General features: G+C 61.1%; 8 protein-coding genes. 4 read left to right on the forward strand and 4 right to left on the reverse strand.

Annotation, left to right across the window (positions count from 1 at the left end; genetic code table 11):
- Positions 1-107: 107 nt before the first annotated feature.
- Together RS897_RS02510 and RS897_RS02515 are read right to left on the reverse strand one after the other, a co-directional pair.
- Complete coding sequence (locus RS897_RS02510) at positions 108-749, reverse strand: ANTAR domain-containing response regulator (protein WP_315835036.1); 642 nt, start codon at positions 747-749, stop codon at positions 108-110.
- On the reverse strand, positions 746-1,903 hold the full coding sequence (locus RS897_RS02515) for a transporter substrate-binding domain-containing protein (RefSeq protein WP_315835037.1): 1,158 nt from the start codon (positions 1,901-1,903) through the stop codon (positions 746-748). The genes RS897_RS02510 and RS897_RS02515 overlap by 4 nt, the downstream gene beginning before the upstream one ends.
- Positions 1,904-2,299: 396 nt before the next feature.
- Between RS897_RS02515 and RS897_RS02520 the strand changes: the two genes are divergently transcribed.
- Positions 2,300-2,500: a DUF6496 domain-containing protein gene (locus RS897_RS02520; protein ID WP_315835038.1), complete on the forward strand. Its 201-nt coding sequence runs from the start codon at positions 2,300-2,302 to the stop codon at positions 2,498-2,500.
- 86 nt (positions 2,501-2,586) lie between these two features.
- Here RS897_RS02520 and glk read toward each other — a convergent pair whose 3' ends face one another.
- Both glk and malQ read right to left on the reverse strand, forming a co-directional pair.
- Positions 2,587-3,543, reverse strand: a complete 957-nt coding sequence (gene glk, locus RS897_RS02525) for a glucokinase (RefSeq protein WP_315835039.1) — start codon at positions 3,541-3,543, stop codon at positions 2,587-2,589.
- A 40-nt stretch (positions 3,544-3,583) separates the two neighbouring features.
- A complete protein-coding gene (gene malQ / locus RS897_RS02530; RefSeq protein WP_315835040.1) occupies positions 3,584-5,551 on the reverse strand; it encodes a 4-alpha-glucanotransferase in 1,968 nt (655 codons plus the stop codon).
- Positions 5,552-5,812: 261 nt separating this feature from the next.
- Between malQ and RS897_RS02535 the strand changes: the two genes are divergently transcribed.
- The 3 genes from RS897_RS02535 to glgB are packed head-to-tail and all read left to right on the forward strand — an operon-like array spanning position 5,813 to position 13,228.
- Positions 5,813-7,768: an alpha-1,4-glucan--maltose-1-phosphate maltosyltransferase gene (locus RS897_RS02535; RefSeq protein ID WP_315835041.1), complete on the forward strand. Its 1,956-nt coding sequence runs from the start codon at positions 5,813-5,815 to the stop codon at positions 7,766-7,768.
- A gap of 10 nt (positions 7,769-7,778) precedes the next feature.
- The gene (treS, locus tag RS897_RS02540; RefSeq protein ID WP_315835042.1) at positions 7,779-11,087 is read left to right on the forward strand and encodes a maltose alpha-D-glucosyltransferase; all 3,309 of its coding nucleotides are present in this window, start codon (positions 7,779-7,781) and stop codon (positions 11,085-11,087) included.
- Complete coding sequence (gene glgB / locus RS897_RS02545) at positions 11,084-13,228, forward strand: 1,4-alpha-glucan branching protein GlgB (protein ID WP_315835043.1); 2,145 nt, start codon at positions 11,084-11,086, stop codon at positions 13,226-13,228. The genes treS and glgB overlap by 4 nt, the downstream gene beginning before the upstream one ends.
- Positions 13,229-13,230 lie beyond the last annotated feature (2 nt).

Here is a 13,230-nt window from a genome sequence, read left to right on the forward strand (position 1 = left end):
AAAAAACAAAAAGCCCTCCCGATGCGCGCTGACGCGAGCATTGGGAGGGCTTTGTTGCCTGATGTATCGAAGGCGGCGCTGTCGCCGCCAATCCCCGCTATTGGGGACTAGTGTTGCGGATCGTAGCCAAGCAATTCGAAGGAGTCAACGATCGCAGCGGCAACTGCACTCGCCGACACGCGACGATCCATCGCTTGCCGACGAATGAATCCGTAAGCTTCCGTCTCCGGCATTTGCCGCGTCGCCATCAGGATCGCCTTGGCGCGTTCGACGGTTCGCATCGAGCGCAGATTTTCATCGAGCTTTTCGATCTTGCTGCGCAGCCGCCGCTCATAGCCGAACTGGCTGCGCGCCAGGATCAAGCTCGACAACACCGCATTGGGCGTAAACGGACGCGACAGCACCGCATTGGGTGTGGCATGGGACAGCGCTTCTGCCTGAATCGCCTCCGTCGCCGGCACAATCACGACCAGCGCCGAGCGCGCATCACCTGGAATCCACGGCAGCCGGCGAGCGAGATCATTGCAGTAGTCGCAATAGACCACATCCGCATCGCCCGGGACGCTTTCCGGCATCGGCCACACCTGCCGCACCCGCATCCGGAATCGCTGCAATTCCCGCAGCAACAGGCTGGTCTGGTCATCAACCAGGGCAACCACAACGGCGCTCAGGTCTGCCAGCTCCTGCACCATCGATTTACGGCCCGGCATCTCCCGGCTGCTGCCGGGTTTACGCATGGTTTCAGTCATTGAGCGTGTCCTGCATGTGCGGTTGCCCGGCCGTATCCGATCAGGAACGGATCGGCGTGCACCGCCTCTTTTGATTGATTGATGATATCGAACTGCCCCTGGCGATTGGCGCGACCGATCCGGGTCCAAAGATCAGTGTGACCCGACATCGGATTGACGGTGACGGCACCTTGCGGCGCATCGAAGCTGCTGCCCATGACCATCGATCGCAGGACTTCGGTATCTAGGGTGTTGGCCAGCTCCAGCGCCCGCGCAAACAGGTGCAACTGGAAGTAGGAGGCTTCGACGCACATGTTGGTCGAGACATCGCTGCCGAACCGTTTCTTGAAGCGGCTGACAAACGAATTGTTGGCGCTGCCCTCGATGCCCTGGAAGTAGGACGCGGCAGTGATGTGGCCCTCGCCGACGTCGAAGCCCATGGCCGCAATCTCGGCTTCGGTGGTGGTCAGGCTGGCGATCGGCATCTTGCGCGGATCGAGCCCGACATTGGTATAGGCCTGGTAGAGATAGACCGTCCCCTCCCCGACCACGGTCGAGAAAATCACATCGGGCTTGAGCCTGCGAATATCCTGCACGATCGGCAGAAAATCCTGCCAGCGCGCATGAACGCCGACATAACGCTCGCCGACCACCGAACCGCCATTGGCCTTCAGCAGCTCGCGCATCACCCGATTGGATTCGCGCGGATAGATGTAGTCCGAGCCGACAAAGTAGAAGCGATTGCCGTAGGTATCCATCAGGTAACGGCACAGCGCGAGGCTGTTTTGATTGGGCGATGCCCCAGTGTAGATAACGTTGGGCGACGCCTCGAATCCTTCATACAGCGTCGGATACCACAGCAGACCGTTCAACCGTTCGACCACCGGCAGCACGGCTTTGCGGCTGGACGAGGTGTAGCAACCGAAGATGGTGCTGACCTGATCCTCGATCATCAGGCGCTTGGCATAGTGTCCGTAAGCGATCGAATCGGAGCCGGGGTCGTAGGCGACAGGAACCAGCTCCCGGCCGCATACGCCGCCGGCCGCATTGATCTCCTCGATCGCCAATAATGTGCCCTGATACTGCGTGTCTTCGATCACCGACATGAAGCCGGTACGCGAGAACAACACGCCAATCCGCCAGGGGGCGGACGTTTCGTGCGACAGGCTGGCCATGATCACACCCTCGATGTTTTAAAGAGGGACGGGAACGATTGTTACTCTTGAACGCAAATTTCGATAAAAAGATTGCACGCCACCTGAACGGAAACAAGCACAGCTTTTCATCGCTGCCTGCATACGCGGCAAAAAGCGAACCGGTCAACTCTGGAAGACTCTCAAGTCACGCGTGAACGGAGTGCTGAACCCTCGGCACAACTCGCGCGTTCACTGAGCATGTGAAACGTCGAGACACCATTCGGCAGCCACCGGTCGGCAGGAACAAGCAAACCCGATTGCAGCCGCGGCTGCCCATTCCAAGCACACATCGCTCCACCGGAACGCTTTGATCAAATTGGAGTTCACCTCCGGTTGTGACGGGTCCGACACTGGACCGCGACTAGGAGAGAACGGATGGCGAAGAAAGCCGTGAAACGAAAGTACTCGCGCGGTGTGTCGAAAAAAGTCGCGTCCGCAATGAAGAAACGAAAAAAAGGCACGCTCAAGAGCGGTCGCAGCGGCAAGACAGTCAAAAGCCGCAAGCAGGCCATCGCCATCGGCCTCTCTGAGGCGCGCAAAAGCGGCGCCAAAGTCCCGAAGAAGAAAGCCAAATAGCGCGCCGGGAAATCATCGCGTGCGCGGAAGTCGCGTTAGGGATTGTCCCTGCGGGTTGGCTCGGATGTCACCGGCCGGTTTGTCGGTCAGGTGGCTGACCGGTCGACGAAATTGGCCAGCCCCAACAACGCCGGCGATTCTTCCAGGATCATGAACGTCGGAATCTTGCGCAGATAATCCTGAAATCGTCCCTTGGCCTCAAATCGCTCGCGGAACGGCGACGACGCAAACGCATCCTTGAAGCGCAGCAGGATTCCACCGGCGAGGTAAATGCCCCCGGTCGCTCCGATGGTCACCGCCAGGTTACCTGCCACCGTGCCGAGCATTGCGCAGAACACCTTGAAGGCTTCGACGCAGGTCGTATCCGTACCGCGGATGGCATGGTCGGTGACGTCAGCCGGCGACAGTTGATCGGGCGTACGACCCGCGATGGTGCAAAGCGCCTCATAAAGATTGACCAGACCGGAGCCGGACAGCACTCGTTCCGCCGACACATGGGACCAGCGCGTGCGCAGAACTGCGATGATCTGATCTTCCTCAGGCTTCACAGCCGGTAAAGTGACATGACCACCTTCGCCCGGCACCATGATCCATTGGCCGCGATCCGGCACCAGCGTGCTGACGCCGAGACCCGTTCCCGGCCCAACGATGCCGATCGGCCCGCTCGCGCCGGGGCGCGACTCGCCGACCGGAAAGACATCCGTTTTCGGCAGATAGGGAATTGCCATGGCGATGGCAGCGAAATCATTGACGATGACCAGCGACGACAGGCCCAACGCCGCCTTCAATGCCGTGATCGAGAACGACCAGCTCTGGTTGGTCAGCTTGATATGATCGCCGAACACCGGCCCCGCAATCGCGAGCACGCCGGTGCTCGGTCGCAGATGATCCGGCAGCGTCGCCATATAGGCGATCAGCGCGTCCTGCAGCGTGGCATGGTCGCGCACCGCCACGTGAGACAACGCGCTGTAGGTGCCGTTCTCGGCAATGGCAAAGCGGGCGTTGGTCCCGCCAATGTCTCCGATCACCCGACGTCCGCTCATGGATTATCCCGTGTCGCCTTCATGCAAAAAGCAGCATGTCCTAGACGTTGCCCGTACGCCATCTTGAACCAAGCGCATCGTGCAATTTTGCCAGGTCGAGTTCGGTCGCAGCCGCCTCGATCGTGAGAGGGAGCTTGCGACGCCAGTTCGGGTGCTCGTCGATGGTCCCCGGTACGTTCGGCTGCTCCCGCACCTGTTGCAGATCCTCCATCGCCACCGCCAGGATGCGGGACGGCGTTCGGCCGAGGAAGCCAACGGCGTCGCTGAAAGTAACGGCCTCCGACGACCCATGCCGGGTCGCTGCATGAAAGGCACCGACAGCCCAGCGGCGCTGGTCATCGGTCTCTCCGGGATCCAACCCCAATCCCCGCTTGACCTCCAGGTCATGGCCCGAGGCCCATCCGGCAAAGGTCGGCAGATCGTGCGTGCTGAAGGTGACCAGCGCGTCGGCGGCATAATGCTCCGGCGCCGTGAACGATCCATCGTGATTACGCTCGAAGATCATCACCCGATACGACCAGATGCCCCGCTCTGCCAGCCGCTCGCGAAAACCTTCGGGCACGGTGCCGAGATCCTCGCCGACCACGATGCAGCGGTGTTTTTGACTTTCAGCCGCAATCACCGCCAACAACGCCGCGAGCGGCATCCGCACGTAAACACCCTCCCGCGCTGAGAACCCCGACGGCACCAGATAGATCCGCTGCAAACCGAGGACGTGGTCGAGGCGGATGGCACCGGCATAACGCATCGATGCTTCCATCATGTCACGAAACGGTCGAAACAACGTGCGCTCCAGGCCGGCAGCGCTGAATCCTGCCAACCCCCAGTTCTGCCCGGCGGTGTTGAGCAGATCGGGCGGCGCACCGACTGACGCATGGCGCGAGATGACGGACTGCTCATTCCAGGCGTCGAAGCCGTCGGCCTTCACGCCGACGGCGACATCGAGATACAGCCCGACCGGCATCCCGAGTTCGACGGCCAGATCACAACATTGCTGCAACTGGCTATCGGCAAGCCACTGGATGAACTCGAAGTATGCAATCTCTCGCGCGTCCGGGCCGTGGCGGAGTGCAGTCAGCCGGTCGACGTCCGGCGTACGCCATTCCAGCGGCCATTCCCACCAGGGTCCTGGATGTTTGTGCCGCAGGAATTCGAAGCAGGCAAATCGCGAGAGATTATCGCCACGCTCCTGCCGAAAGATATCGAACGCGGCCATATCATCCTTGGCTCCATCTCGCCTGAATCGCTCGAAGGCGAGGCGCAGCGCACGCCATTTCAGGCCGGCGACGGCCGTGTAGTCGACGAGGTCGGCGCGCCGCAGCAACTCCAGGTTATCGGTGTGCTCAGACAAGAACTCGGCGGGGATGTTCGGCGCCCGGGTCACGTCTATATAGAGCGGGTTCAGGAACAACCGGCTGTTGGGCGAATATGGACTGCAATCGGCGGGATGATTGTCGAACAACGCGTGCAGCGGATTGAGACCAATTCCGGCCGCGCCAGCCCGCGCGGCAAACCGGATCATCGTCATCAGATCAGTGAAATCGCCGATACCCCAATTCGAAGCCGAGCGCAGACTGTAGAGCTGAATTGTCAGCACCCAGACCCGGTCGAAGGTGCCGGCGAACGCCTTGTCCGGTGCAACGACCAGTGCGCTGTGATCGGTTTTGCCGTCGACATCGGTCAATCGCACGCGATAAACGCCGGGCGCGAGGTCGGCCGGCCATGCAATGGCCTGATGTGCCGATTGGCCGCGGGCAATATCGCCCTGTCCGCCTTCGCGGCTGATTGCCCAGTCGACGGGCAGTTTCGCCGCACCGCCTAATTCGGTCATCGTGGGTTGTCCCGCACGCACCACGACCGGGCCAGGAAGCAGCCGATGATCGGACGGATGGTCGACGGCTTCGAGGATCGCCTGGAGAACTGCCGGATTGGTGGCGTGCGCATGGCCCTGCGCATCGATAAAGTCGGTTTCAATGCCGACGGCGACCGCCTTAGCTCTCAAATCCATCAGATCTTCTTTACCATTGTGACCACGGCGCAGCCCTGACGCCGACCCCAGCGATGAAGGGCCGGCGATTGTCCGATTCATGACGAATATTGGTGACAAATATAAGTGACAATAAAGGTGATAAAAAAGGCAGCGCAAAGCGGCTGACCAACGTGCCATTCCCGCGTAAGTTCCTGGGAACCAGTCGCTTAAGTAGTTGTTCTACCTCACAGGGATTGGCCCTTCCAACTGAGGGGCCTTCGTCATTAGGCGGTGAAGCAGGTGAACAAAAGAGTGCAGACCGGCAGTGGCCTCGCAACCGCTGCTGCTTTTCATATCGAGAATATCTACCCCAGCGTCGATGGCGGCCGCTACCCGGTCAAGCGCATCGTCGGCGAGGCGGTAGAGGTGTGGGCCGACGTCTTCCGCAACGGTCATGAGGTGACCGTTGCGGTGCTGTTATGGAAACGCGACAACGAGCCCGAGTGGCACCGCCAGCCAATGCGGCACGATGGCAACGATCGCTGGACAGCCTCCTTTATTCCCCGTGACCTGGGGCGCCATCACTATGCAATCGAAGCCTGGACCGACGAGTTCGCGACCTGGCGGCGGGATTTCGAACGCAAGCGCGATGCTGGCCTCGACGTCTCCCTCGATGCGCTGGAAGGTGCCAGCCTGTTGACCAGGGCGCATGAGGCCAAGCCCGACGCGGCTGTCGTTATCATCCAGAAGTGCGAGGACTTCCTGCAGAATGGCGACCCTGCGCCGCTGCTCTCTCCGCTGCTCGCGAACGCAATGGCGGAAAGCCAGCACCGTGTCGGCCTCACCCTGTCGCGCCCCCACCCGCTGATGATCGATCGCCCGATCGCCCGCAACGGCGCATGGTACGAGATGATTCCGCGCAGCCAGGGAACGATACCGGGCCAGCACGGCACCTTCAGCGACTGTATCGCACGCGTTCCGGAGATCGCGGCACTCGGATTTGATGTCATTTATCTGACGCCGATCCATCCGATCGGGAAAGCCAACCGAAAAGGCCGCAACAACGCGCTGGTCGCGGCTCCCGACGATCCCGGTAGTATGTATGCAATCGGGAGCGCCGACGGTGGCCACGATGCGGTGCATCCCGAACTCGGAACACTGGAGAATTTCCGCGGCTTCGTCACGGCCTGCAAGCTGCATGGCATGGAAGTCGCGCTCGACTTCGCGGTGCAATGCTCTCCCGATCATCCCTGGCTACGCGAACATCCCGAATGGTTTCGCAAGCGGCCGGACGGATCGATGCGGTTTGCGGAGAACCCACCAAAGAAATACGAAGACATCGTCAATCCCGATTTCGATGCTCCAAGCGCACCGGCGCTCTGGGCAGGTCTGCGCGACGTCATCCTGTTTTGGGTGACGCAGGGCGTGCGCATCTTCCGCATCGACAACCCGCACACCAAGCCCTTCCCGTTCTGGGAATGGCTGATTGCCGAGGTCCAGGAACGTCATCCGGACACGATCTTCCTGGCGGAAGCGTTCACGCGCCCGAAGCTGATGAAGGGCCTCGCCAAGCTCGGCTTCACCCAGTCCTACACGTATTTCACGTGGCGGACCTACAAGGGTGAAATCGAGGAGTATCTGCGCGAACTCACCGACTATCCCGAGCGCGAGTATTATCGGCCGAATTTCTTCGTCAATACGCCGGACATCTTGCCCTACCATCTGCAGGGCGGCGAACCATGGATGTTCAAGTCCCGCGTCGCTCTGGCCGCCACGTTATCCTCGACCTACGGCATTTACAGTGGCTTCGAACTGCTGGAGCACGAGCCGATTCCCGGCAAGGAGGAATACATCAATTCCGAGAAATACGAGATCAAGGTGCGGGACTGGAACAAACCGGGCAACATCAAGGACTATATCCGCCTGCTGAACGAAGCGCGGCGCAGCAACCCAGCCTTGCAACAGACCGAAAAGCTGCGGTTTGTCGGCATTGAGGATCCCAATGTCATCGGGTTCCTGAAAGAGAGCATCGATGGCAGCAATGTGGTCGCGATAGCCATCGCCCTGTCGGCGGACACTCGTGATGTGTGGTTTCCGATCGGCGACGCCGAGATTGGGCCCCCCGGCCATCGGCAAAAGGTTGCGGCCGTCGAAAATATCATGACCGGGGAACGTTACGCGATCGAATGGGGCGGCTTGCGTCTCCAGATTGATCCAGCCCGCGATCCCGCTATCCTGCTCCGATGCCTCGCGTAAGAGGCAAGTCATGAATGTGATGTCGCACGTCTCAAACCGACCATCCTCGCACGCGAATACCGCCGCCGCGGAGACCGATCCGCTATGGTACAAGGATGCCGTCATCTATCAACTGCACGTCAAGGCCTATGCCGACAGCAACAATGACGGCATCGGTGATTTTGTCGGGCTGACGAGCAAGCTCGATTACCTGCAGGATCTCGGCGTCACGGTGTTGTGGCTGTTGCCATTCTATCCCTCGCCGGGACGCGATGACGGCTACGATATCGGCGACTACGGCGCGGTAAACCCGGATTTCGGCACGATGCGGGATTTCCGCCGCTTCATCGCCGAAGCCAAGCGCCGCGGCCTGCGGGTGATCACCGAACTCGTGATCAATCACACCTCCGACCAGCACACCTGGTTCAAGCGCGCCCGCCGCAGTCCGCCCGGCTCGAGCGCACGCAACTGGTATGTGTGGAGCGACACCGACCAGAAGTATCGCGGCACCCGGATCATTTTCACCGACACCGAGAAGTCCAACTGGAGCTGGGACACCGAGGCAGGCGCTTATTACTGGCACCGGTTCTTCTCGCATCAGCCCGATCTCAATTTCGACAATCCGCGGGTGGTTACCGCGGTCATCCAGGTGATGAAGCGCTGGCTCGATGCAGGCGTCGACGGCTTTCGTCTGGATGCCATTCCTTACCTGTGCGAGCGCGAAGGCACCAACAACGAAAACCTGCCGGAGACCCACTCCATCATCCGGCAACTCCGGCGCGGCCTCGACGCCTACGCCAAGGACAAGATTTTCCTTGCGGAAGCCAACCAGTGGCCGGAAGACGTCCAACAGTATTTCGGCGACGGCGACGAATGCCACATGGCCTACCATTTTCCGCTGATGCCGCGGATCTATATGGCCATCGCCCAGGAGGACCGGTTTCCGATCACCGACATCCTGCGCCAGACCCCCGACATTCCGGAAAACTGCCAGTGGGCGCTGTTCCTGCGCAACCACGACGAACTGACCCTGGAAATGGTCACCGACGTCGAGCGCGACTATCTGTGGTCGACCTATGCCAACGATCCACGCGCCCGCATCAATCTCGGCATCCGCCGCCGGCTCGCGCCATTGATGGACAATGATCGACGCAAGATCGAACTGATGAATTCATTGCTGCTGTCGTTTCCGGGGACGCCGATCATCTATTACGGCGACGAGATCGGCATGGGCGACAACATCTATCTCGGCGATCGCAACGGTGTGCGCACGCCGATGCAATGGTCTCCGGACCGCAATGGCGGCTTCTCGCGCGGCGATCCGGCGCGGCTTTATGCCCCGCCGATCATGGACCCGGTGTATGGTTATGACGCGGTCAATGTCGAAGCGCAGTCGCGCAGCTTGTCCTCGCTGCTGAACTGGACCAAACGGCTGATCTCGGTGCGGAAATCCAGTCCCGCATTCGGGCGCGGCTCGATCACCTTCATCCGCCCGGTCAATCGCTCGATCCTCGCCTATGTTCGCCAGTATGGCGACGAAATCATCCTCTGTGTCGCCAACCTGTCGCGCGCAGCGCAGGCTTGCGAGCTCGATCTGTCGCCGTGGAAGGACCGTATTCCACTGGAGATGCTGGGACGCACGAGTTTCCCGCAGATCGGCGAACTGCCTTATATGATCACGCTCGCCCCCTACGGCTTCTATTGGTTCAAGCTGGAGGAAAAGCCGGCATCGATGCGGCCGCCGGTGATCGTTCCCGAATTCGAGACGCTTGTCATTCCGGCCGGCTCGGTGTGGGAATCGCTGGGGCGCACCCGCGGCGTGTTCGAACGCGACGTGCTGCCGCAACATTTTGCACTGGCGCGCTGGTTTCCGGAGCATTCGCCATTTGCAATTTCGGCTAAACTGATCGCGGCGGTGCCCTGCTCGAACGACGAGATCATGGTGAGGCCGTGGATCGCATTTTGCGAGACCACCCATCGCAACCAAACCGGGCGCTATCTGATGCCGCTGCGCATCAACTGGTCCCGCTTCGATCGCTCGCGCTACAATCCGAATGCATTGGCCGCGGTTCGCCAGGGGCCCACGGAAGGCACACTGGTCGACGTTGCCTCCGACAAGGACTTCATTACGCTGCTGCTCGACAATGTGCGGGCGAATTTTTCCATCGAGGACCAGGGTATCCGACTGGATTTTCGCGGCACCAAGCGATTCCTCGCAGCGGCACCAAAGCCGGTCGAGACGGTTCGCGCGGTCCAGACCGAGCAGTCGAACAGCACGGCGCTGGTCGACGGCAACTATGTGGTCAAGGTCTATCGCAAGCTCGAAACCGGTATCAATCCTGAAATCGAAATGGGTCAGTTCCTGACCGACGTGGCTGGCTTCGGCAACACCCCGGCACTTCTGGGCAGCGTCGAAGCGGTCGAGGGCGACAAACGCAGCGCTGTGGCCATCGTCCACGCGTTTGTCGAAAATCAGGGCGACGCCTGGACTGTCACCAACAATTATCTCGATCGTTATATCGAGGAACAGAGGGTGCTGCGCGCCCATCACGAGGCAGAGCGCCCCGAGGAGCGCTCGCAATATCAGCTTTACATGGAGCAGACCGGCAAACGCGTCGCCGAAATGCAGCTCGCGCTGGCGAGCCGCAGTGACATTGCCGACTTTGCGCCGCAGCCAACCACCGACGAGGACGTTCAGTCCTGGGCCGATGCGATCATCGAGCGGGGCGAACGCGCCTTCGAAGGGTTGCGGCGCCAGCGCGAAAAGGCCAAAGAGGCCGACCGACCGCTGATCGACAAAGTGCTGGAACTTTCCACCGGCTTCCGCGACCACGTCGGGGGCCTGATGCCCGCCGCAAGCCAGAGCCTCAACATCCGGCATCATGGCGATTTCCATCTCGGGCAGATGCTGATTGTCAAAGACGACATCTTCATCATTGATTTCGAGGGCGAGCCACGGCGTTCGCTTTCGGAACGCCGGCGCAAGGCTCCTGCCGCGCGCGACGTCGCCGGCCTCATCCGCTCGATCGACTATGCGGCGACCGCTGCGCTCGAGCGCGCCCTCAAGGTCGAGGCCGATGATGCCGGCCTCACTGCAACTGCGCTTGATCAGTGGCGCGACCGCTCCACCGCAACCTTCCTGGCCGCATATCGCGCCATCATGACGGATTCCCGGCTGTGGCCGGCCGACCCCATCGCCAGCGAACGCCTGCTCGACTTTTTCCTGCTGGAAAAGGCCTTCTACGAGATCGAGTATGAGCTCGCCCACCGCCCCGACTGGCTTCGCGTTCCGCTCGCCGGAACCCTGCGGGTGCTGTCGCGGCAACGAGGTTCTGTATGACTCTGCAAGACGAAGCCCATGCGGTGATTGAAGGCCGCCACGCCGATCCGTTTCACTATCTCGGCCCGCATCCCGAGGGCGAGACCACGGTGGTTCGCGCTTTTTTGCCTGGCGCCCTGGAGGTCGAAGCGATCGAGCCTGACGGCCATGCCGCACCCCTGTCGCGCATTCACGAGGCCGGGCTGTTCGAAGGCAAGCTGTCGAACGGATCGACCAGCTACCGGCTGCACGCACGGTTCGGCAACGGTGTCACCGAATTCGACGATGCCTACCGTTTTCCACCGATCCTGTCGGACTTTGATCTGCATCTGCTCGGCGAGGGCACCGATCTCAACCTCTACAAGAAACTCGGCGCCCACCGCATGATCATCGACGGCGTTGAAGGCGTCGGCTTCGCGGTCCACGCCCCCAATGCCCGACGAGTCAGCGTGGTCGGTGACTTCAATCTCTGGGATGGCCGCCGACATGCGATGCGCGTGCGCGGGACCGGGTACTGGGAGATCTTCGTCCCAGGCGCGGTGCCTGGCGATCACTACAAGTACGAGATTGTCGACCACACCGGCCGCCTGCTGCCGTTGAAATCCGACCCCCTGGCGTTCTCGGCCGAGTTGCGCCCGCACACCGCCTCGATCGTGGTCGACGAGCGCAGTCTGCATCGCCCCTCGCCGGCCCCCGCCGACATCAACAGCCTGAAGGCGCCGATGTCGATCTACGAGGTTCATCTCGGCTCGTGGCGCCGCAAGAGCGGCAACGAATGGTTGAGTTATCGCGATCTCGCCGAAACACTGCCGGCGTATGCCCGCGATATGGGATTTACCCATCTGGAATTCCTGCCGATCAATGAGCACCCGTTCGACGGCTCATGGGGTTACCAGCCCACCGGCCTCTATGCGCCGACCAGCCGGTTCGGTACGCCGCAGGATTTTCTAGCCCTCGTCGACGCGTGCCATTGCGCCGGCCTGGGCGTAATCCTGGACTGGGTGCCGGGCCACTTTCCCGACGATCCGCACGGCCTCGGCCAGTTCGACGGCACGGCGCTGTATGAACACGCCAATCCGCTACAGGGCCGGCACCTCGACTGGGGCACGCTGATCTACAATTACGGCCGCACCGAAGTCTCCAATTTCCTGCTCTCCAACGCGCTGTTCTGGCTGGATCGCTACGGCATCGACGGACTTCGCGTCGATGCCGTCGCCTCCATGATTTATCTCGACTACAGCCGGCCGGCCGGCGGCTGGATTCCCAACAAGTATGGTGGCCGCGAAAACCTCGAGGCGGTCGCATTCCTGCGCCGCTTCAACACCGAGGTGTTCGGCCACTTCCCGCAGACGACCACCGCGGCGGAAGAATCCACCGCCTGGCCCCAGGTCTCGCGCCCGGTGGAATTCGGCGGCCTCGGCTTCGGCTACAAATGGAACATGGGCTGGATGCACGACACGCTGGACTACATCAGCAAGGATCCGATCCACCGCAAGCATCATCACGGCCAGATCCTGTTCGGCACGCACTATGCGTTCTCGGAAAACTTCATCCTGCCGCTGTCGCACGACGAGGTCGTCCACGGCAAACGCTCGATCCTCGGCCGTATGCCGGGTGATGCCTGGCAACGCTTCGCCAACCTGCGCGCTTATTACGCCTTCATGTTCGGTCACCCCGGCAAGAAGCTGCTGTTCATGGGCAACGAGTTCGGCCAGGAACGCGAATGGAATCACGACCAGTCGCTCGACTGGCATCTGCTTGATCTGGCGCCTTATGCCGGCATCCACACGCTGATCCGCGATCTCAACCGACTCTACAAAGCCGTGCCGGCGCTGCATCAGCTCGACTGTGATCCAACCGGCTTCGAATGGGTGATTGCCAATGACGCCGACCGCAGCGTGTTCGCCTGGATGCGCAAGGGTATCGACACCCGCTCGCGTTGCCTCGTGGTCTCGAATTTCACGCCGAATACCTACCGCAATTATCGCGTTCGCGTGCCATTTGGCGGGCGCTGGCGTGAGGTGCTCAATTCGGATTCCGCTCATTATGGCGGCAGCAATGTCGGCAATGGCGGTGTCATTGAGACGTCGGCGACGCTGGTGCCGGAGCTCAATCTGACCATCCCGCCGCTGGCGACGATATTTCTGGTTCTGGAAGATTGATG

It is taken from the genome of Bradyrhizobium prioriisuperbiae, assembly GCF_032397745.1.
Lineage (GTDB): Bacteria > Pseudomonadota > Alphaproteobacteria > Rhizobiales > Xanthobacteraceae > Bradyrhizobium_A > Bradyrhizobium_A prioriisuperbiae.